This is a genomic window from Epilithonimonas sp. 33E (assembly GCF_059372615.1).
This window is the reverse complement of sequence record NZ_CM182009.1, coordinates 1834226-1857280: the sequence shown is the minus strand read 5'-3', so window position 1 is coordinate 1857280 and position 23055 is coordinate 1834226. Positions and strand designations below refer to the sequence as shown.

19 protein-coding genes are annotated in these 23055 nt (G+C 36.2%); 13 read left to right on the top strand and 6 right to left on the bottom strand.

What is annotated here, in order from left to right; translation table 11 throughout:
* The first annotated feature begins 36 nt into the window (after positions 1-36).
* The 6 genes from AC5P2S_RS08525 to AC5P2S_RS08500 all read left to right on the top strand — a co-directional run bounded on the left by AC5P2S_RS08525 (position 37) and on the right by AC5P2S_RS08500 (position 5851).
* A complete protein-coding gene (locus AC5P2S_RS08525) occupies positions 37-2364 on the top strand; it encodes an ATP-dependent helicase (protein ID WP_494556961.1) in 2328 nt (775 codons plus the stop codon).
* A 93-nt stretch (positions 2365-2457) separates the two neighbouring features.
* Complete coding sequence (locus tag AC5P2S_RS08520) at positions 2458-3132, top strand: ABC transporter ATP-binding protein (protein WP_494556960.1); 675 nt, start codon at positions 2458-2460, stop codon at positions 3130-3132.
* A gap of 13 nt (positions 3133-3145) precedes the next feature.
* The gene (radC, locus tag AC5P2S_RS08515; protein WP_494556959.1) at positions 3146-3823 is read left to right on the top strand and encodes a RadC family protein; all 678 of its coding nucleotides are present in this window, start codon (positions 3146-3148) and stop codon (positions 3821-3823) included.
* The gene (locus AC5P2S_RS08510) at positions 3820-4701 is read left to right on the top strand and encodes a hypothetical protein (RefSeq protein WP_494556958.1); all 882 of its coding nucleotides are present in this window, start codon (positions 3820-3822) and stop codon (positions 4699-4701) included. Before radC ends, AC5P2S_RS08510 begins: the two co-directional genes overlap by 4 nt.
* A 21-nt stretch (positions 4702-4722) precedes the next feature.
* Entirely contained in the window at positions 4723-5232 is a 510-nt protein-coding gene (locus AC5P2S_RS08505) for a DUF7935 family protein (RefSeq protein ID WP_494556957.1), read from the top strand.
* A gap of 7 nt (positions 5233-5239) precedes the next feature.
* Entirely contained in the window at positions 5240-5851 is a 612-nt protein-coding gene (locus tag AC5P2S_RS08500; protein WP_374444450.1) for an inorganic pyrophosphatase, read from the top strand.
* A 193-nt stretch (positions 5852-6044) separates the two neighbouring features.
* On the opposite strand, the gene mgtE is transcribed toward AC5P2S_RS08500, so the two are convergent.
* The 4 genes from mgtE to AC5P2S_RS08480 all read right to left on the bottom strand — a co-directional run bounded on the left by mgtE (position 6045) and on the right by AC5P2S_RS08480 (position 10608).
* Positions 6045-7343, bottom strand: a complete 1299-nt coding sequence (mgtE, locus tag AC5P2S_RS08495) for a magnesium transporter (protein ID WP_283415269.1) — start codon at positions 7341-7343, stop codon at positions 6045-6047.
* A gap of 100 nt (positions 7344-7443) precedes the next feature.
* A complete protein-coding gene (locus tag AC5P2S_RS08490; RefSeq protein ID WP_283415268.1) occupies positions 7444-8025 on the bottom strand; it encodes a pyruvate decarboxylase in 582 nt (193 codons plus the stop codon).
* Between the two features lie 124 nt (positions 8026-8149).
* On the bottom strand, positions 8150-9064 hold the full coding sequence (locus tag AC5P2S_RS08485; protein WP_494556956.1) for a PKD domain-containing protein: 915 nt from the start codon (positions 9062-9064) through the stop codon (positions 8150-8152).
* Positions 9065-9135: 71 nt separating this feature from the next.
* Positions 9136-10608, bottom strand: a complete 1473-nt coding sequence (locus tag AC5P2S_RS08480; protein WP_494556955.1) for an SUMF1/EgtB/PvdO family nonheme iron enzyme — start codon at positions 10606-10608, stop codon at positions 9136-9138.
* A 123-nt stretch (positions 10609-10731) separates the two neighbouring features.
* On the opposite strand from AC5P2S_RS08480, the gene polA reads away from it, so the two are divergent.
* From polA to AC5P2S_RS08460, 4 genes are all read left to right on the top strand, one after another.
* On the top strand, positions 10732-13575 hold the full coding sequence (polA, locus tag AC5P2S_RS08475) for a DNA polymerase I (RefSeq protein WP_283415265.1): 2844 nt from the start codon (positions 10732-10734) through the stop codon (positions 13573-13575).
* A 39-nt stretch (positions 13576-13614) separates the two neighbouring features.
* Positions 13615-13884, top strand: a complete 270-nt coding sequence (locus AC5P2S_RS08470; RefSeq protein ID WP_494556954.1) for a YciI family protein — start codon at positions 13615-13617, stop codon at positions 13882-13884.
* A 27-nt stretch (positions 13885-13911) separates the two neighbouring features.
* The gene (locus AC5P2S_RS08465; protein ID WP_283415263.1) at positions 13912-14262 is read left to right on the top strand and encodes a bleomycin resistance protein; all 351 of its coding nucleotides are present in this window, start codon (positions 13912-13914) and stop codon (positions 14260-14262) included.
* 198 nt (positions 14263-14460) lie between these two features.
* Positions 14461-15486, top strand: coding sequence for a M28 family metallopeptidase (locus AC5P2S_RS08460; protein ID WP_494556953.1), 1026 nt, complete (start codon positions 14461-14463; stop codon positions 15484-15486).
* Between the two features lie 32 nt (positions 15487-15518).
* Here the strand turns inward: AC5P2S_RS08460 and AC5P2S_RS08455 are convergent, their stop codons facing one another.
* Together AC5P2S_RS08455 and AC5P2S_RS08450 are read right to left on the bottom strand one after the other, a co-directional pair.
* The gene (locus AC5P2S_RS08455) at positions 15519-16289 is read right to left on the bottom strand and encodes an NUDIX hydrolase (protein WP_283415261.1); all 771 of its coding nucleotides are present in this window, start codon (positions 16287-16289) and stop codon (positions 15519-15521) included.
* Entirely contained in the window at positions 16273-17463 is a 1191-nt protein-coding gene (locus AC5P2S_RS08450) for an MFS transporter (protein ID WP_283415260.1), read from the bottom strand. The genes AC5P2S_RS08455 and AC5P2S_RS08450 overlap by 17 nt, the downstream gene beginning before the upstream one ends.
* A 207-nt stretch (positions 17464-17670) precedes the next feature.
* On the opposite strand from AC5P2S_RS08450, the gene AC5P2S_RS08445 reads away from it, so the two are divergent.
* From AC5P2S_RS08445 to AC5P2S_RS08435, 3 genes are read left to right on the top strand one after another with little or no spacing between them, the layout of a single operon-like run.
* Positions 17671-20583 (top strand): SusC/RagA family TonB-linked outer membrane protein, encoded by a 2913-nt coding sequence (locus AC5P2S_RS08445; RefSeq protein WP_494556952.1) that lies wholly within the window; start codon positions 17671-17673, stop codon positions 20581-20583.
* A 10-nt stretch (positions 20584-20593) separates the two neighbouring features.
* Positions 20594-22132, top strand: a complete 1539-nt coding sequence (locus AC5P2S_RS08440; RefSeq protein ID WP_494556951.1) for a RagB/SusD family nutrient uptake outer membrane protein — start codon at positions 20594-20596, stop codon at positions 22130-22132.
* 1 nt (position 22133) lies between these two features.
* Entirely contained in the window at positions 22134-23018 is an 885-nt protein-coding gene (locus AC5P2S_RS08435; protein WP_494556950.1) for a hypothetical protein, read from the top strand.
* Positions 23019-23055: the final 37 nt, after the last annotated feature.

Genomic DNA, 23055 nt, shown 5'->3' with positions numbered 1-23055 from the left:
TCGCTATTTTTGTTATCTTAAAATTTTGAGACTATAATGGATTATCTGAAAGGATTAAATGAAGCACAGTTTGAGGCAGTTACTACGTTACAAGGACCGTTGATGGTTTTGGCGGGCGCAGGTTCCGGCAAAACCAGAGTTCTGACGATGAGGATCGCGCATCTGATTACCAATGGTGTTGACCCTTTCAATATTCTGGCTTTGACCTTTACTAACAAAGCAGCAAAAGAGATGAAAGAACGTATCGCAAAAGTCGTTGGTGTCAGCGATGCGCGGTCACTCTGGATGGGGACATTTCATTCGGTTTTTGCACGTATTCTCAGAAGCGAGGCGCATTATCTCGGTTATCCTTCCAATTTTACGATTTATGATGCACAGGACGCTCTCAATGTTTTGAAGAAGGTGATAAAGGATATGAACGTTGATGCAGAAATTTATAAGCCCAAAAAAGTTTTGGCGAGAATTTCTCAATACAAAAATAATCTGATTACGGTTAACGCCTATTTCAACAACCCGGAATTGATGGAAGCTGATGAAAGAGCGAATATGAGATTGATTGGTGAAATTTACAGAAAATATGTCGAGGCCTGTTTCAAAAACGGCGCAATGGATTTCGATGATTTATTATTGAAAACCAATGAACTATTAACAAGATTCCCTGAAGTTTTAGCTAAATATCAAGACAGATTCCGATACATTCTGGTAGATGAGTATCAGGATACAAACCATTCTCAATATTTGATTGTCAAAGCTTTAGCTTCTAAATTCGAGAATATCTGTGTCGTTGGAGACGATGCACAGTCGATCTATTCATTTCGTGGTGCGAATATCTATAATATCCTGAATTTCAAGAAAGATTACCCCGATGCGGTAACCGTTTCTCTGGAACAGAATTACCGTTCTACCCAAAATATCGTAGATGCAGCCAATGTTGTGATTTCTAAAAATTTACAACAATTCAAGAAAAATGTTTTCAGCGAAAATGAAGTCGGGGAGAAAATAAAAGTCTACCGAAGTCTTTCCGATGCTGACGAAGCGAATTTTGTCTCAGCCAATATTTTTGAGTTGCATAACACACAACAGAGAAAATTCTCAGACTTTGCGATTCTTTACAGAACCAACTCGCAGACCAGAGCTTTTGAAGATGCGCTCAGAAAGAAGAATATTCCTTACAGAGTTTATGGCGGATTATCTTTCTATCAAAGAAAAGAAGTCAAGGATCTATTGGCTTACCTCAGGATTTTGGTTAATGAAAATGATTCCGAAGCCTTGTCAAGAATCATCAATTATCCGGCAAGAGGTATTGGAGAAACAACGCAAAATAAACTGATTGTTTTTGCAGATTCCCGCAATGTTCCGATAACTCAGGTTTTGGATAATCTTGGATTTTATGCACCACAATTGGGTTTAAATAATGGAATTATCACCAAACTCGGCGATTTTTGGGCGATGATAAAAGCGTTTCAGGTGATGTTGAAAACAGAAAATGTGTACGACGTTGCAATGGAAGTGGCGAAACGAAGCGGTTTGATTAAATTTTTAAAAGAAGATCAAACGCCGGAAGGTATTTCCAGAGTTGAAAATATCCAGGAATTATTGAACTCAATGCAGGGTTTTATCGAGGAACAAAGACAGATTGAAGATGGCGATCCAAGCTTATCCAATTTCCTGGAAAATATTGCATTATCATCCGATACTCAGAACGATAAAGATGAGGGCGAAAAAGTGTCGCTGATGACCATTCATTTATCGAAAGGTCTGGAGTTTCCTGTAGTTTACCTTGTCGGTCTCGAGGAAAATCTGTTTCCAAGTTTTATGAGCTCATCCACGAGAGAAGAACTCGAAGAGGAAAGACGTTTGTTCTATGTCGCATTGACAAGAGCGGAAAAGCAGGCTTATTTCACTTATGCCGTTTCCCGTTTCCAATGGGGAAAAATTACAGATTCGGAACCGTCAAGATTTTTGAGCGAAGTGGATTCCAAATATATCGAATTCATCAACCCAATGTTGGAAGCAAGATTTGTGAACAATTCCGGAATCAATTCTAATATTTTTGATGAAAGGCCGTCTGAACCTAGATTTTTCAAAAAGAAAGAGGAGAAAAAAACGCTGGAGAGAAATATCAATAATCCACCACCAAAAAAGACTTTAAAACCTGTCGCCACGGCTAAGATTATTAATCCAAGCGGCTCATCTTCAGAAGATATAGAAGTAGGTGACAAAGTTCGCCACGACCGTTTTGGTATTGGAGAAGTGACTTTTCTGGACGGAACCGATCCTCAGAATATCAAAGCTAAAGTTATTTTCAGTAACGAAGGCGAAAAAAACCTTATTCTGAAATTTGCTAAATTAACCAAGATTTAAATGATATAATCTGATAGTATGGTGATTCGATAATCTGACAATGTTTTTTTAATTATCGAATTAACAAATGATCACATCAACCTATTGAAAATAATGATTCGAGCAAAAAATATACATAAATTCTACGGAACGCTGGAGGTTCTGAAAGGTGTCGATATCCATATCAAACCAAGCGAAGTTGTCTCTATTGTCGGAGAATCCGGAGCCGGAAAATCAACATTGCTCCAAATTCTGGGAACGTTGGACAAACCTTCTGACATTGGTAGTTACGGAACAGAAATCTCATTAGACGGGAATTCCTTTCTAAATATGAAGGATAGGGAATTGTCAAAATTTCGTAATAAAAATATTGGATTTGTTTTTCAGAACCATCAGCTTTTACCAGAATTCACTGCACTTGAAAATGTTTTGTTGCCGACAAAAATCGGAGGAATTGCGGAAAAAGAAGTGATCGAAAAAGCACATTCACTTTTCGAAGACCTTAATATTGCGCACAGGCTGCATCACAAACCTTCTGAACTTTCCGGTGGTGAATCTCAAAGAGTTGCCGTTGCAAGAGCCTTGATTAATTCTCCAAAAATCATTTATGCCGACGAACCAACCGGAAATCTGGATTCCAAAAATGCTGATGCCCTTCATCAGTTATTTTTTGATTTGAGAGATAAATATCAGCAGACTTTTGTGATTGTCACACACAATCCGGTTTTAGCTGAAAGCACCGACAGAAAGTTGGTAATGAAAGACGGACAGATCATTAATAATTTATAATTAATAACTCAAATTGAGCATCAAATCCCTTGCGGAAGACGACCGCCCAAGAGAAAAATTCCTTTTGAAAGGCAAAGCAGCAGTTTCGGATTCGGAACTGCTGGCAATTATCATGGGAAGCGGGAATCGTGAAGAATCTGCCGTGGAATTAGCAAGAAGAATTTTGAAATCGGTGGAAAATAATTGGCACAGATTAAGTCAGTTATCAATCAAAGATTTGATGAAATTCAAAGGCGTTGGAGAGGCAAAAGCCATTTCCATTGCAACAGCCCTGGAAATCGGGAACAGAAAATCCCAGCAGGAAGTTCTTGAAAGACAACAAATCAGTAATAGTAAAGACATCTTCGAGATTTTACAGCCACATCTTTCAGATCTACCAACAGAAGAATTCTGGGCAGTCTTTCTTAATCATCAAAATAAAATTCTATATAAAACCTGCCTTTTTCGAGGTGGAATTGCAAGTTCCGTAGCGGATGTCAGAGTAATTTTCAAAACAGCTTTGGAACACTTTTCCACCAGAATTGTTATAGCTCACAATCACCCGGCAGGAAGCCTGAAACCCAGTCAGCAAGATATTGCAATCACCAATAAAATAAAGGATGCCGGAAAATTATTGGAAATAGAGCTTCTTGACCACATCATTATTGCTCAAAATAAATTTTATAGCTTCAAAGAAGAAGGGATTTTATGATTAAACGACTATCTTATCAAGAAATTGATTTTGAAAAATATAATCAATGCGTAGAAAATTCTTTCCAGAAAAATTTCTATTGCAATAAAGAAACGCTTGATTTTTTATGTAAAAATTGGGAACTCCTGGTTTATAATGATTATGAAGCTGTGATGCCGATTCCTTTTGTTGAAAAGGCTTTTTTCAAAATCGTAATAATGCCTCTGTTTTGCCAGCAATTAGGAATCTTTGGAAATTCTAACAGGGAAATCAATCAAACTTTTCTTGAGTATTTTAAAAAGCATTATAATATTCTGAATTACGCTTTTAATTTTAATAATGAATTCAAAACAGAATTATTAACGAAAAAAAATTTTGTTATACCTGTTCAGGAATACGCTTTTCTCAGAAGAAAAAAGTATTTCAAAGGAAGAAAGTCAACTGTTAAAACTGCGCAATACTTAGAATTTAGAGAGGTTTTCACCCACGAGCATATTTTGGATTTTATTAAAAATAATTTCAAAGGCTTAGAAAAACAAAGTGATCAGGATTTTTTCTTGGAATATCTTTTCTTTCTTGAAAAATCAAATAAACTAAAAATGTTCGGAAGTTATTTTGAAAATCACTTGACAAATATCACAATACTAACAGATGATTCGGATTCGTACTCGCTTTTAGGATTGATAAATAATGAGGAGCTCAAAAATCATAATGGCGCTTCTTTCTTGATTGACAGAATTTTACAAAAAAATATAGAATCCAAAGCTTTTAATTTTATGGGCGGAAGCATCCGTGGAATTGAGGTCTTTTTCAAGAGTTTTGGTTCAGATTTGCAGCAATATCAAGTAATTCAGAATTCTAAAAAAGATATCATCCTTAATTGTCTAAAAATTTCTTAATTTTGCAATCCGATTTCAAATATGTTTGACTCAGATTATTTACCTTATGCTGTTGCAGTTATCATCGCATTACCTTTTCTGGTTTTTGCGAAACAATTCGTGAACAGTTTTGTCAGGCTTAAAAAACAGGAAATAAATTTCCTGGCAAGCAAGTCTAATAATGAAATCAAACTTCAGGCTTTGGAAAGAATGACATTGTTTTTGGAACGTCTGAAACCTTCCAATCTTGTGATGAAATTTGATAGAGATCTTCAGCCGCACGAGTTTGTTTTCCTTACAGAAAAAAATATCAGCGAAGAGTTCGAATATAATTCTTCGCAACAATTATACATTTCGAAATCTTCCTGGCAGGATATTCTTACAAGCAAGAACAACGTCATCCAGCTTCTGAGAAAAACCTACGAAGAACTGAACGAAAACTCAAAACTGGAAGATTTCAAAACTGTTTTTCTGATGGGTTACGTCAATTCCGAAGATTATATCTCGGACACTATAGAAAATCTTAGAAAAGAACTTAACAAAATAATATAAAATAAACATGATTCCTAATTTTAAAGCACATCCTTGGCACGGGATCTCTGCAGGAGAAAAAGCGCCTGAGGTGGTAAACGTTTTTGTAGAGATTGTTCCTACAGATACTATAAAGTATGAAGTAGATAAGGAAACCGGATATCTTAAAGTAGACCGTCCTCAGAAATTTTCCAACATCATTCCTGCTTTATACGGATTCATCCCGAGAACATATTGCGAAGAGGAAGTTAAAAATCTGGCTGTGGCAACAGGCGCAACAGACGTAACAGAAGGCGATCACGATCCTTTGGATATCTGTGTTCTCAGCTCGCACAACATCACCTCCGGTAATATTTTGATGGAAGCTATTCCAATCGGCGGTTTCCAGATGATCGACAAAGGAGAAGCAGATGATAAGATCATTGCCGTATTGGTAGAAGATCAGGTTTACGGACACATCAGAGATATTTCGGAATTACCTAAAGCAGAGGTCAATCGTTTGCTTCACTATTTCCTGAGCTATAAAAACCTGCCAACTGAACCTGCAAAAGTTAAAATCGATTTGGTTTATGGGGCAGAGCACGCTAAAAAAGTGATTTTGGCTTCACAAAAAGATTACACGGACAATTACGCGAAGTAAAATATCCCAATCAAAAAATAAAAAAATGTCATCTCAAAAAGGTGGCATTTTTTATTTAGGTGCTTTTTTTCAACTGTAGTTTATCCTGAGCGAAGATGAAGAGTTCCCGTTTTTTCCTTTTCAGGAAAAGAGCTCTAGTTAGACCGGGGTGTGTTTCGCAAAGATTTAAAATTGGTCAGAAAAATTGAATCGATCAGAGAAGTTTCCCGGTAAGGAACAATCCTGCAACAGAAAAATAAATAATCAATCCCGTAACATCCACTAATGTTGCCACAAAAGGAGCAGAAGAAGTCGCGGGATCGAGTTTTAGTTTTTTAAGAACAAAAGGAACCATTGATCCGGAAATTGTTCCCCAAAGAACGATCAGCATCAAAGAAAAAGCAATGCTAAGTCCTACAAAAACCCAATGTTCACCATAATTGAAAAGCCCGGTTTGCTGCCAAAGCGCAATCCTAAAAAATCCAATAATTCCTAAAATACTTCCAAGAAAAATTCCGGTAAATATTTCCTTTCTGATAACATACCACCAGTCTTTCAGACCGATTTCCTGTAATGCCATTGCACGGATAATCAAAGTGGCAGCTTGTGAACCTGTATTTCCTCCGCTGGAAATAATCAAAGGAACAAACAGTGCCAATACAACAGCTTTTTGTATTTCGTCCTCAAAATAGCCCATAGCAGAAGCCGTCAGCATTTCGGAAAAGAAAAGAACGACTAACCAGAATCCTCTTTTTTTCACCATCTCGAAAACTGAGGTTTGGGTGTAAGGAAGATCCAGCGCATCCAAACCTCCAAACTTTTGAATGTCTTCTGTATTTTGAGATTCGATTTGATCCAAAATATCATCAATAGTTACAATTCCAACCAAAACGCCATTTTCAGTAATGATCGGTAATGCACTTCGGTCATATTTCTCAAAATAAGGAACTGCATTTTCTTTGGAAGTTGTTGTCTTGATTGCAACAAAATGATCGTCACACAATTCGGAGATCAATTGTTCTTCATCTGCCAATAGGAGAGAACCTATTGTGATATCGTCTATCAATCGGTTTCTTTCGTCAACTACATAAAGAAAATTGAGTGTTTCCACTTTCTTACCAACTTTCTTAATCTGCTGAAAACATCTTTTAACTGTCCATTCTTTCCGTATCTGGACATAATAAGGTGTCATCAGACGGGCAATAGAATCCGCTTCATAACCAAGGAGTTTCAAAGCAACTCTACGTTCTTGCGGGTTAAGCAGATTGATTGAATACTTGATTAATTCATCCGGAAAATCCTCGAAAAGCTGAGTTCTGTCATCGGGTGACATTTCGTTCAGGATGTCAGAAACTTCGTGGCTTGCAATACTTCTGATGGTATCTTCTTGGAAATCAGGATCGAGATGAGAAAACACTTCCGCCTTTTCAGATTTCGGAAGTTTCAAAAACTGCAGAATACGTTCTTCCACCGGCAATTTGCTAAGTGATTCTGCAACGTCAGCAGGATTCAATATAATTTCTTGATTCTCGATTTTTTAAAAATTTAGCTTTGCAAAAATATTAAAATCTGAATAATTATCGAGAATAACAGGGATTAAAATTACTTAATAATTAAGTTGCATCATTATTCACAACCTGACGGTTTCTGAGCTCTTTACTGATTTTCCTAATGGCACCCTTTGTCCCGATAATTACAGAATTTTCTGCGGATCCCAGCAATCTGCCGTTACCTTTGTAAGTATCATAAGCCGTTTCCATTACAAAAATGCCTTCAGAATTATAAAGCTTCATACTCACAATTACCTGGTTGGAAAAGACATATTTTCCGAAACCAACTTTGAAATATTTCACTTTCGGAATCACTGCAAGATCTGCATTATTATTTCTGCAAATTTCTTTAACAGTACCTGCATCAACATTATCGAAAGAAATTGGTGTATCAATTTTGAGATATTTAAGGTTTCCCAGAGATTTCATCTGGTCAGAAGTGGCTGTATAAAAAGCAGTATAGGTAGGCTCTTTGATCTCTGAGATGTCCGGAAAAATCTCGGGATTGAAATATAGTACTGTTTTTACTTTCGGGATTTTGGCATTCTTATTAAAATAAATCAGGCTATCTCCCAAATTTGCGCAAGAAACAAGGATATTTAATAGAAGGAAATTAAAATAGAAAGGGTATAGTGTTTTTTTCATTATCGCATACAAAAATACGACCAATATTTGACATAATAAATATTTTTTTAAGAAAATTTAACATCATAATAAAAATAAAAACTGCCTAAAAATAGGCAGTTAAAAATAGTATTAGTTATTAGTTTTAATCTTTTTTAATAATTTTAAACGTTTCTGAATCGTTTACCGTAAATGTTTTAAGAATGTAAATTCCTGAGTTTAATTTCTCAATATTAATTTGTGTTTCTTTTTTATTTACAGTTTTTTCCAGGATTTTTCTTCCGGACATATCAAATATTTCTATCTTCCGCACTTCTTTTGGAGACTGAAGATACAATATATCTTTCGCAGGATTAGGAAATATGAGTACCTTCTCACTATTTATGTTGTCTACTGCTAAAGTTGAGCAATCTGACACTACATTGATATATCCTGTTTTTGTCATGGTATCTGTTCCGTTATAATTCGCTACTACCAGCTTAACCTGATACAGTCCCGGTGTATTGTAGGTAACATTAACCGTTTTTGTAGTTGCAGTAGCAGGAGATCCACCGGAAAAAGTCCAGTTCCAACCTGTTGGTTTATTTGTAGAGGTATCGGTAAAAACTACAGTCTGTCCTACGCATATGTTAGTCTTATCTGCCACAAAGTTTGCAACAGGAGGATTAATTGGGCAAACATCCTCAGTTTTGTCTTTTGCAAAACCATCTCCATTTCCTCCAAAATAAGCATAGAAATGATAAGGCGTAGGACAATTACTATTTTCGATAGTTTCCGTTGCAAATCCGTCGCCACTTCCCCCGAAATATGCATATTGATGAAACGGAGTAGAGCAGGTAGCATTTTCTAAGGTCTCTGTTGCAAATCCATCCCCATTTCCACCAAAATAAGCATATTGATGAAAAGGGGTAGAACAGATTGCATTGGTTATAGTTTCTGTTGCAAATCCATCTGCATTTCCGCCACGGTAAGGATAAACTTCTTCTCCTTGGGCTTTGAGATGAGAATTCAGGAGAAAGATGAGACAGAAAACCGATAATTGGGTTAGGTATGTTTTCATCTTCTAATTTGATTTAATTGTTATTTTAAAAATTGGGTAGAAAGTTATCTTTCTTTTCAAATTAGAAATGATTATCTCACACCACGTCCACCATATCCTGCGTTCCTGGTTGCTAGAGCAGCACCGGATGCCCTATCAGAAATCCTTAAAAATGAACTGTTGTTTCCGTTAAAATTTGCTGCACCCAAAAAATCTCCTCCTCTTAAGTAAACGCCTGTGTTATCCGGCCAGGAGGCCTGGTTAGCGTCTCCATCCGTTGCAGTAGTTGTTGATAATTCTCCGTCTCCAACCAATCCTGTATAAGTATTACCTGTTGCTTTGGTAGTGACTGCAAATTCATAAGTATTACCACTCATTTCCATAGCGCCGTAATACGCCGCTGCTGCGGTTGCTCTTCCTGAAGAATTGGTTGCAGAAAAACCGACTTTAACAGTTCTCCCGGCGCCAACATTTGTCCAACCACTTGACGCATAATAATTAGCTCTGCCATTGGCAACAGTGTTGAATCCTTCGCTTGCAGTATAAGCGTTTGTAATACCTGTGGAAGAAGCAATATTTATTTCTGTTGTTCCCCAGGCATATTCTCCGGCAACAGGAGATAATGGACCTCTGCATATTTTTTCGAATTCCAGTTCCGTCATTGGTCTTAGTGCAGACCAGTCCAAAAATGCAGCAGTATCAGACCAGGAAAGTTGATTCATTGCAACATTCTGCCCATCATTCACATCATTATAATCTCCTGTGGTCACATCACAACCATACAATGCCGGTATAGATGCATTATTACCTGGAACCTGTATCTTGATACCATTTCCATAAGCATTGCTGAATGCAAAAGTTCCTGCAGCAGAATTTGGCGCAGCTACAGATCTTCTTGCCTGCTGGTTATAGGTAAGTGTGTTTAAAAATTCTGCATACTGCTCTTGAGTAATCTCATATTTCATGGAGTAAAAAGCATTATATCCTTTTGGAAAAGCTACCGGTGCACTGTCACCGCTTCCTAATGATGAGGTAGCGATTGAGCCGTTGCCAGTAATGGTATATTGTGTGTAAGTGGATGTAGACGTTCCGTCACCAACAGAAAATGATCCTGAAGGAATATTAACCATTTCAACACCGAACACTTTAAAATTGTAATTTTCGTAGTTTGCTGCAGCTACGTTCATCTTAAGAGTTACAGAAGTTGAGGAGATATTACCACCACCTATTGCACTTCTATAAACAAAAACGCCTTTGCCATCTGTAACAGCATCTATTTTAAGAGGAGAAGCAGTAGAATGATCAGAGGATGCAACACTTAGATTAGCATGCTTCCACAGCTTATCCGCACAATCCTGATACTTTACAAATACCCATACCGCATCATAATTGGCAGGAGCAATATTTGTCCTCCAGCTATTATCCCATTGGATGTTAAAAGTAACGGTTCCTGCACTCGTATCAACACTTGTACCGGTGATTTTTAAATTATTTGCCTGAACATTAAAAGCAAATAATCCCATTGCAGCAATTGCAATTTTCTTGAAGTAGTTTTTTGAATTCATGATATAATTTTTTATTAATTATAATTCACAAATCTAACTTGGTACATATTGTAAAGAAATAAGGCAAATGACGTATTTTTAATTTTCATTGACAGAACAAACAAATTCCTTACTTTTGTTTCTATGACTTCTACAGACAAAAGATTATATCTCATCGATGCCTACGCCATGATTTTTCGTGGGTATTTTGCCTTCATCAAAAATCCAAGAATCTCTACAAAAGGTGTTAATACATCAGCTATTTTTGGTTTTACCAATTCTTTGATAGAATTGATTAAAAGAGATCGTCCGACACATTTGGCAGTAGTATTTGATGTGGGAAAAACCAATGTTCGTCACGAAGATTTTACAGAATATAAGGCCAACCGGCAGGATACACCGGAACCTATTCTGATTGCAGTTCCATATATCCACAGGATTCTGGAGGCAATGCACATTCCTATTTTGGGCGTTGAAGGTTATGAGGCGGATGATGTCATCGGAACTATTGCCTGCAAAGCGGAAAAGCAAGATTATAATGTTTTTATGGTAACACCGGATAAGGATTTTGCCCAGTTGGTTACTGATAAGATCAAGATTTACAAACCCGGACTAAAAGGAGGTGATATTGAAATCCTTGGTGTTGAAGAAGTTAAAGCCAAATATGAAATCAGTGATCCAAAGCAGATCATCGATTATCTTGGAATGATGGGTGATGCCGTTGATAATATCCCGGGTCTTGATGGTGTCGGTGAGAAAACGGCTAAGAAATTTATTCAGGAATTTGGATCGATGGAGAATCTTCTGGCCAATACACATACATTAAAAGGAAAGCTTAAAGAAAAAGTTGAAGCCAGTGCAGAAAGAGGTTTGTTATCCAAAAAGTTAGCAACGATTCTCTGCGACGCACCGATCGAATTCATAGAAGAACAATATGACCTGGAAGTTCCGGATTTTGAAAAAGTAAAAGAAGTCTTTGACGAGCTGGAATTCCGGAGATTGTATGAAAATCTTTATCGGGCTTTTGCTAACAAAGAATATGTGGAAGAACTAATGGAAGGTGACGATGATAAAGTTACAGTTAAAGAAGTTGTGGATGCAACGGTAACAGTACACAAAAACGGAACAATGGATCTGTTTGCCACTTTTGAGCAATTGGAACAGGCAACAACTACCAAAACCAATATCACGGAAAACGATCATCTTTACCAATATATTGATAGCCCGAAAGCGCAAAAGATCCTGGCCGACAATCTTCTTAAGCAAAAAGCGGTTTGTTTTGATACCGAAACGACCTCTCTTAATGAACTGGAAGCAGAGTTGATAGGAATGAGTTTTTCCTACAAAAAAGGATTGGCTTATTACATTCCTATTTCTGAAAATCAGGAAGAAGCCCAGAAAACTGTTGAGATTTTTCGTCCATTTTTTGAAGATCAGAATGTTCTGAAAATCGCTCATAATCTGAAATACGATTACAAAGTTCTTCAGAATTATAATATTGAAGTCGAAGGAAAGCTGTTCGACACCATGATCGCACACTATCTTCTAAATCCCGACGGACGACACGGGATGGATTATCTTTCCGAGATGTATCTGGATTATAAACCTGTTTCTATAGAGTCTTTGATTGGAAAAAAAGGAAAAAATCAATTGACGCTGCGTGAAGTTGACATCCAGACTCAAACCGATTATGCGGCAGAAGATGCTGATGTTACATTTCAACTTTATGAATTATTTGCACCACAGTTAGCCAAAGAAAACCTGGAAGAATTGTTTTACAATGTCGAAATGCCATTGATGAAAGTTCTTGCAAAAATCGAATTAACCGGTGTAAAATTAGATAACAATTGGCTGGCTCAGGAAAGTAAAGACCTCGAGAATGATCTTAAAAACCTGGAATCGAAGATATTTGAACTGTCAGGAGAAGAATTCAATATGAATTCACCAAAACAATTGGGTGAGATTCTTTTCGAGAAAATGCAGCTGGATCCCAAAGCGAAAAAAACCAAGACCGGGCAATATGCTACATCGGAAGATATTTTGCAAAAATTAGCCAGTAAACACGAGATCATAGAACATATCTTAGAATACAGAACCTATCAAAAATTAAAATCTACTTATGTAGATGCGCTGCCGGGTCAGATTGACAAAACCGATAACAGAGTTCATACCAATTTCTCGCAGACAACGGCTGCAACAGGAAGATTAGCTTCCGTTAACCCGAACTTACAAAATATTCCCATCAGAACTTTAAGAGGTCAGCAAATCCGTGGTGCCTTTGTCTCTGATGTAGGCAAGAAGATCATTTCTGCCGATTATTCTCAAATTGAATTAAGGTTGATTGCAGAGATTTCTGGGGAACAGAATATGATTGCAGCTTTCCAGAACAACGAAGACATCCACGCTTCTACAGCTGCAAAGTTATTTGATATAGAATTGTCCGAAGTGTCAAAAATCCAGAGAAGTCAGGCAAAAACAGTAAACTTTGGTATCATTTATGGACAAGGTGCATTTGGATTAGCAGATCAAACCGGACTTTCCAGAACCGAAGCCAAGAAAATGATAGATGCTTATTTTGAAACCTACCCAAGGTTGAAAGAATATATGAATGAGCAGATCGAGAAAGCCAGAAAGCTCGGTTATGTGGAGACGATTCTCGGAAGAAAACGTCATTTGAAAGATATTAATTCTACCAATTTTGTAGTCAAAGGTCACGCCGAGAGAAATGCTGTGAATGCGCCAATCCAAGGAAGTGCTGCTGATATTATCAAACTGGCAATGATAAAAATCGACAGCGAACTGGAAACTCAAAAACTGGAAACCAAAATGCTTTTGCAGGTTCACGATGAATTACTTTTCGAAGCACCAATTGATGAAGTGGAAACTGCAAAATCACTCATTAAAAAAGAAATGGAATCTGCTTTTCCAACTAATGTTCCTCTTTTGGTGGAAGTTGGTGTGGGCGATAATTGGCTGGAAGCGCACTAAAATAATGATTATAAATAATTAAATTAAAAATATACAAATATGAAAGCAGTAATTTTTTACGAACACGCAACTGACAAATCTATGGATGAATTTATGGCAGTTTTTCCTCGCCATGAGGAGTTCGAAGCGGAGTTTATAAAGTCTGGAAAAGTCTTAGGAACAGGCGCTTTTGGTAATCCGGGAGAAGGCGCAATGGCAATTTTTGTCAATAAAGAATCTGCTGAGGCGTTTGTTAATGGTGATCCTTTTGTTCAGGAAGGTCTGATCGCCAAAGTCACCATCAGAGAATGGAATGATGAATTAGCTTAAATTTTATAACTAATTAAAATTCAATATATGATTTCACAAATAATTCCCAAGCTGCCTTTTATTGATAAGCAGAATACAATCGATTATTATAAGAATTTGGGCTTCGAATTCACGGCAGATTATGGCAATTATTTGATTGCTGTTTATAATAATTCAGAAGTTCATTTCTTCGAGTTTAAAGAGTTGACGCCGGCAAAATCAGATTTTATGCTTTATCTGAAAATCTCAAACAATATTGATAAATTTTATCAACAGATCCAGGATAAAGGAATTGCAATTCATCCAAACGGTTCATTAGAAAGCAAATCCTGGAGCATGAAAGAATTTTCTCTGATTGATCCTGCAGGAACTTTACTGACATTTGGAGAAAAAATATAAATAATTGGAAAATTGACTTTAATTCCTAATATAGAAAATTAGAATGTTGTTAAAAAATTTTCCAGCACAGATTATTCATTGAAGACTTTTACTTTGTTAACAGGAATTGATAATTCTTATAACAGAATTTAAAATCAAAAAGTTTCAAAAGTCTTTGTAACATTCATTTTATTACTTCGACTTAATATTAAAAAATATATGAGAAATGTAAAACTGTACGGTTTTTTGATCGGAGTTGCCGTTCTTAACAGCTGCGCTTCCACAAAAAATTTCACTTATGAAGGAAAAGGTTTCAAAGATGCATATAACAGCATCACCGTGAACGAACTGAAGGAAAATCTTTACGTTATTGCTGATGACAAGATGGAAGGCAGAGACACCGGAAGTGCTGGTCAGAAAAGGGCAGGAGAATATATGATTGAACAATACAAGAAGAATGGCATTGGATTTCCTCCGGCATTAGGTTCTTATTATCAGAAAGTTCCTTCCGAGGCTATGAAAAAATATGGTGAAACACTTCCTGATTCAGAAAATATTTTGGCTTTCATTCCCGGATCAGAAAAGCCTGATGAAGTCATTGTTGTTTCTGCCCATTACGATCACGTTGGGATGAAAAAAGGTGAAGTTTACAATGGTGCAGACGATGACGGAAGCGGAACAGTGGCTGTGATGGAAATTGCCGAAGCTTTTCAGGAAGCCAAGAAAAAAGGTTACGGACCAAAGCGTTCTATTCTTTTTTTACACGTAACAGGTGAGGAACACGGACTTTTCGGTTCCGAATATTATTCGGATCATCCTGTTTTTCCTTTGGCTAATACCGTAGCAGATCTCAATATTGATATGATCGGACGCGACGATCCGGAAAACAGAGGCAAACAATATGTATATGTTATCGGTTCGGAAATGTTGAGTTCGGAATTGAAAAAAATCAATGTTGCAGCCAACGAAAAAACGGTAAATCTTGAACTGAATTATAAATATGATGATCCAAAAGATCCGCAGAGATTATATTACAGATCAGATCATTATAACTTTGCTAAACACAATATCCCTGTCGCATTTTTCTTTGACGGAATCCACGAGGATTATCATAAACCAAGCGATACACCTGATAAAATTGATTATCCATTGTTGCAAAAGAGAACGCAGCTTGTTTTCGCAACGGCTTGGGAACTTGCTAACAGACCAGACCGGATCATAGTCGATGGAAAAAATACAAGATAAAAATTAAAAAAAGCAACTCAATAGAGTTGCTTTTATTTATCCAGAAAATCAGCATTAGAAATTTTGGGATTATCCAGGAATCTGTAAAGATAGGGCGCTTTGTTGGCCGATCCGCTGTAATGCTTTTCTAATCTTTCCAAAATATTGAGGCTTAACATTTTTCTCTGGAAATTATTGCGTCTCAGAGGTTCTCCAAGAATTGATTCATAAAGATGCTGGAGTTCTTTCATCGTAAATTTGTCCGGAAGAAGGTTGCTTCCCATTACCTGATAATCAATATTTTTTCTAAGATATAAAAGTCCTTTTTCGATCATCTCCTGATGGTCAAATGCCATGTTAGGGATTTTATCAATATCAAACCATTGGCAAATCTCATTAAAAGAATCAGGGAAAGTATGTGTCAAGGTGTAATCTACTAAAGCACAATAACCTACGGATATAAATCGTTGATAAATCCAGTGGTTTTTTTCGACTTCGATATTTCTGTTTTCTAATAATTTCTGGTGTGTATTATTCTCTGTTCTTTTGCTGTCCCCAAAAGTGTAAAACTGCTCCAAAAAAACGTCCGAAAGATGTGTTCTTTCGTATAAAGTTCTGGCAGCAGCATCATTCAGATTTTCATCATTAAAGATAAATCCTCCCGGAACAGCCCAAAGATCAAGGTCGTGATATTTGAGCAAAAGAACCTTTAAAGTATCCTTATGGAAACCAAAAATCACACAATCCACGGAGACATGTTCTACAAAGTCTTTGGTGTCGATAAGTTCTTTAAGATTCTGCTTGATTTTATTGTTTTTGGCCATTGATTATTGAAGTTTTATTTAAGAAAAAAGTGAGTCCAAATATAATTAATAATGGTAATGAAATGAAGAAAGGATAAAAATAACTTAATTTTTCATGAAAAATCATTGCCATATACAGCGATCCGACCGAACTTCCCAATGATGAAAATATTACAACCCACGAGACAAATAAATGGGTTTTCTGCTTAGAAACCTGGTTCAATATCTCTGAATTATAGAGCGGAAACAGTGGCGAAAGAAATAGTCCGATGATAGGTATAATGAATACAAGTAAAAATTTGAAATCATTATAAAAATATATTATCACAATTTGGGAAATTGCCAATATAAACAATACCATGCACAAACATATTATAACAAATCTGTACCAATGAAATCTCAGTATTAATCTGCTTGTAATTAACCTTCCAAAAAAAGAAAACAGTGCCAGGAAAGCAGATGATTGTAGTGCAAAATAGGAGTTAACTTTAAGATTATTTTTGAAAAAACTTGGCAGCCAGGAATTAAAACTCTGTTCTACAAAGACCACAAAAAAAGCGACGATAAAGAATATGATTATTTTGGGCTTGAAAAAAAATTTCCACTCTCCAGGCATTGCTGGCTCTATAATTTTGTCTTCTTCAATTTTTAAAGATTTCAACATTATTACATTAATGATGCTCAATAATGCTATAATCCAAAACCCAAATTTCCAATAGTTAGCGTAAGAACTTGTCAATAAACTTCCAAAACCTATGTTGACAAAGAAAATACCTATCATAAATGCCGCATCAACACTACTTATAGCGCTAGCCAGTTGCCTGTCTTTAAAATTATTTTTTATAATACTGAAAACTGAAATTTTAGCCAACGCAAAGCTGACTCCAACAATACTCAGCCATATTTTAAAAAACCAAAAAGCATCCACAAGTGGCAATGCAACACAACTTATTATAACAAATAGGAGAGAAATAATCAATGCGTTTTTATTACCCGTCTTATTAATCAGATTGACACATAACAATGAGACGATAACAATTGGAATATCTTTAAAAGATTCTAAAACCCCCAAACCTTTATAGGAAACCTGATTGGAAAGTTGAAGAATAATTACCCCCATACTGTTAAGCAGCATTGAAAAGATCAAAAAATTCAAAATCAATGGCGCTTTTATCTTATTTCTATTAACAGTCATTTAAATCGTTATTAACTTATTATTAACATTAGACATCTTTTTTGGGGATTCCAAATATAATAAAAATAATAATTTTCTATGATAATCATCTCTTTAAATGTCTCATTAATAAAGGAATATTTAAAAAATTAAAAAAAAATTTTGTCGTATCAAAAAAAAAGATACTTTTATTGTCTCAGTTTGAGATTAACAAAAATTAATTAAAATATGAACTTAAAGTATTCAAAATGTCTTGGGTTAGCAGCTGTGCTTTACTTCACAGCCAACTACTCAGCTCAGCAACAGGTAAGAGATACTGCTTCTAAAGAAAAAGCAATAGAAGAGGTAGTCGTTATCGGTTATGGGACTCAAAAGAAAAGCAATGTAACAGGAGCCATTGCTAGTATTAAGGCCTCAGATATTGAGGACATTCCGGCAGGTAAACCAGAACAAGTTTTACAAGGTAGAGCTGCGGGTGTATCTGTAGTCACAAATTCCGGCCAGCCAGGGTCTGCTGCTACTGTTAGAGTGAGAGGTATTACAAGTTTCGGTGCCGGCGGCAATGATCCGATGTGGGTTGTAGATGGGATTATTGTAGATGGAATTGGCTGGTTAAATCAGTCTGATATTGAAAGCATCGAAGTTTTAAAGGATGGTGCATCATCAGCAATTTATGGTGTTTCTGCTGCCAGAGGTGTAATCTTAGTAACCACTAAAAAAGGAAAAAAGGGGAAATTAAATATTTCATATAATGGTAGTTTTGGTGTATCTGAAGCTTCAAGAAAGTTAGATCTTCTTAATGCAACACAATACGCCACAGTAATCAATGAAGCTTTTGTCAATGACGGTAAAGCACCAAGATTTACCAATCCTGCAAAATACGGAGTTGGTACTAATTGGCAAGACTATATTTTTAATACCGGAAACAGACAATCTCAGGAAATAGCAATTAGTGGTGGAAATGACAAATCAACATATTATGCTTCATTTGGCTATTTTGACCAAACCGGTATTGTTATGGGTGATATTTCTAATTATAAAAGAATAAATGCTCGCTTAAATTCTACTCATAAAGTTTTTGACTTTTTAACAATTGGACAGACTTTTTTATATACACGTCAAAGTAATGTCGGAATTCCTACAAATGAAACTTTTGGAGGTCCATTAAGTTCTGCTATTAATCTTGATCCAATTACTCCTGCTGTCGTTACTGATTGGTCTTTAGTAAATCCTAATGATTATTCTAGTCCACTTATTATAAGAGATCCTAATGGAAATCCTTACGGAATATCACCGTGGGTAAATCAAGAAATGTCAAATCCTTTGGCATATCGTCAGACAAGATTGGGAAGAACAAACTGGTCAGATGATTTTGTTGGAAATGTATTTGCAGATTTAAGACTTACCGATGGACTTCATTTCAAGACCAGTCTAAATGGTAAAAAATCATTTTGGGGCAATCAGGGTTTTAATCCTTTATTTTATTTGAGCCCTTCGCTAAATAACATATCATTCAATAATATTAGTAGAACCACAAATACTAAGTTTGAATGGAGTATGGAAAATACTTTGAATTATCAAAAAAAATTCGGTGATCATAATATTAATGTAATGGTAGGTCAAGGTGTATATCGTTACGATATTGGTTCTGGTGAAACAGTAACCTATACTCATATTCCTGTTGATACTTGGCAAGATGCAGCTTTCTATGATGTTGATCCGAAATATAAATTAGGTACAGCCTGGGATTATGTACAGACCAGAAGAGCTTCTTATTTTGGAAGAATAATATATGATTATAATGACAGATACCTATTTACAGGTACATTCCGTCGTGACGGCTCATCAAAATTTATCAATCATTGGGGTAATTTCCCTTCTTTTTCTTTAGGATGGAATGTACACAAAGAAGGTTTCTGGAGAGATAATGATATTATTAATACAATCAAGCTAAGAGGTGGATACGGAATTCTTGGAAATGATGCAATAGATAACTTTATGTTCAGGAGTTCGTTAGTTGCTGGCAGTAATTATCCTGATGGAACTTACCCTGATACTAATATAATCATCGGTTACTCGCCTAATACCTTGGGAAATCCCAAACTAAAGTGGGAAGAAACGGCCCAGACAAACGTAGGCGCAGATATACGCTTCCTATCAAACTTTACACTTGGATTTGACTGGTATTACAAAAAATCAACGGATATTTTAAGACAAGTCGCAATACCTGGATATGTGGGAGTTCCTACTGATCCTTTTGCAAATATTGGTGACATGGAGAATAGAGGTTTGGAGTTTGAGCTTGGTTATAAGAAAAATTGGGAAGATTTCGGAATTTCTATCGTGGGTAATTTTGCCACAAATCAAAATAAGATTCTTCGTTTGGAAGATGATGTAGACTGGAAGTCAGCTTATAGTCTCCATACTATGGGTACAGTATCAAGATTTCAGGTAGGAAAGCCGATGGGAACTTTCTACGGATATACTTATAGTGGTGTTTTTCAAAATCAGGCCCAAATCAATTCTTATGTAAATGCTAATGGACAAATGCTTTTACCCAATGCCAAACCAGGAGATTTTATATGGCAGGATAATAATGGAGATGGCAAGATTGATTTGACATCTCCTGATGATATGGTTGACATAGGTAGCTCTTTACCAAAATTTACTTACGGATTTACTTTTAATTTAAATTATAAGGATTTTGATTTGATGGTTTTTGCGCAAGGGCAGGGTGGAAATAAACTTTTACAAGGACTAAGAAGATTAGATATGCTTGATGCAAACTACCAGACAGCGATTCTAAATAGATGGACAGGTGAAGGTTCCACAAATGATTATCCTCGATTGACAAGAGATGATCCAAACGGCAATTATAGCAAGATGTCACCTTACTATTTGCAAAAAGGAGATTATATGAGAATTAAATTAATTCAGCTGGGTTACACATTGCCAAAAAATGTTTCAGAATCTTTTGGAGCAAGTAAGGTTAGATTTTACATTACCGGCGAAAATGTATTTACATTTACAAAATATACTGGTTATGATCCCGAAATTGCAGGGGGAAATGAATATGGAATAGATAGAGCATATTATCCACAAGCCAGAACATTTTTATTAGGTGCTAATATTCAATTTTAATTATTAAGAAATGAAAAATAGAAAATATATATATAAAGGCTTTGCAATGTTTATGTTAGCAGGAGCTTCTTTTAGTAATATCAACTGTAGTGGTGACTACATTGGTAATGTAGAAAATACGGGTGCTTTTGATGAAGACAGCTATTTCCGGTCAGAAGAACAATGTATTAGTGCTACAGTAGCCGTGTACGATATTATGAAAAAATATTGTGGAGGTTTTGAAAATATGGTAACATTCTTTAACGCCGGCTCAGATGATTTTTATTCAGGAGGTGGTAATGCTGGTGACGGCGCTGGAATTCAGGGCTTTAATAATTATAATATCAATCCCAATTCTATGCCTGCGAGCTATTGGAAGGACTATTATCAGGGTGTCGCAAGAGCAAACTTTATTTTGGCTAGACTGCCGGAATCTCCAGTAAATGAAAATTTTAAGAAGAGAATTACTGCTGAAGCAACAGTATTAAGATCATTATACTATTTTGAACTTGTTAGAATGTTCGGTAACATCCCTTTGATTTTGAAGCCTATTAAATATACCGATGATTATTGGCATATTCCACAGGTTAAGCCAAGGGAGATTTATGACCAGATTGAAGCAGACATTCTAAAAGTAATGTCAGATTTACCTATGACGATAACAGTAAACAGCGATAGAGGCAGATTAACTCAAGGTAGTGCAAAAGCTATCTTAGGAAAAATTTATTTGTATGATAATAAAAAAGCGGAAGCAGCTGCACAATTTGCAGAAGTCAATGGAACTCCTGGGCAGACAAGCCAATATGGCTATAAGTTAGTAAGTAATTTCAGTAGTCTTTGGGAAACTAATAACAAATTTACTTCTGAAGGTGTTTTAGAAGCTGTTTATAGTAATAAAGGTTTGTCAGATTGGGGATTTTGGGGACAAGGAAAAGATGAAGGTAATTCAGTTTGTATTATGACAGGGCCAAGATCTTACACTATTCAGGATATTCCAAATAATGATGCGCCTATTTTGATTTCTGGTTGGTCATTCAATACAGTTACGGACAATCTATACAATTTTATGCAAGGCGATCCTCGTTTTGATGCTACAATAATTGATGCAAAAAAGTTAGAGCAGGAAGGAAAGATAAAATATTCACCAGCTAATCTGGATACAGGATATTTTCTGAAAAAATTTGCTCCTTACAAATCTGGATTATCAGATTCTCCTGGTGCCCCAGAGCTTAACTTCAGACAGAATTATATGGCAATTCGACTAGCCGATACATATCTAATGGAAGCCGAAGCACTTGGTGCAACAGGCGCAAGAGCACAGGCATTATTGGATGCGGTAAGAGCAAGAGTTGGACTATCATCTGTACCAGTTTCTATGCAGGCAATCAAAGATGAAAGAAGAAGAGAATTGGCTGGTGAGGGACATCGTTGGTTTGACCTTGTAAGATGGGGGGATGCACCAGCTGCTCTAGCTTTTAAAGGTTTTGTTGCAGGTAAAAATGAAATTTTACCTATTCCATATACCGAACTTCAAAATACATCAATCATTCAAAATCCTAAATATAATTAATATGAAATTAACATTTAATAAATCATTTTTAATCTTAGGAATAGTAGTAACAAATACGATTTCTTGCAGCCCTGATAGGGTAGACGGCGACGGAAACGGTCTAACTCCTACTAATTCAGACGCATCCTTCACTGTTACTAAAACTTCTGAAAATCATTACAGATTAACTGCTTCCAACAATAATTATATCTCTTCAAAATGGGATTTAGGAGATGGAGGTGGATTCGGTGCTGGACCAAACATTTATGATGTCTTTATTCCAGATCAGGGGACTTATACAGTTCAACACCAAATTATTGGGCAAGGTGGAATCGTTGGCGGAACAGCCAGTCAAACAATTACTGTTGATAAATCAGATCCTGCTGCTGGAAATATGATCCAAGGAGGAAAATTTGCTGACGCAACAGATGTGGCAAAATGGTCACTAACCTTTCCTAATCCATCCAATACTGCTTTATGGGTCTGGGATCTTGCCAATAGTAAAGCTACTTTTACAGCGAAAGGCTGGGACAGAAACGTGATGTACCAAGCTGTCAATGTTGTAGAAGGACGCAAATACAAAGCCGATGCCGTTGTCAGCTCAAAAGGCGTTTCTGATTCCTGGTTTGAAATCTACGTTGGTTACACAAAACCTACGGCCAATAATGATTATACTGGTGATGGTAACGATTCAACCTGGCTGAGAGCTATTAACACTTGGGCTGGTAGCGGGACTACTGCTTTCGAAGGTAAAATTTCAAATGTAGGATCCAAAAATTCTAATAATCCTGATGGAATCTTCACTGCTACCAAAACCGGAGTAGCCTATTTTGCAATCCGTTCCGGTGGTAATGATATGAAAGATGGAATTTCTATTACTAAAGTAGAATTCCGAGGAGTAAACTAATTTTTTCTTATCATATTCTTAGGGTGAAAGAGGTCCT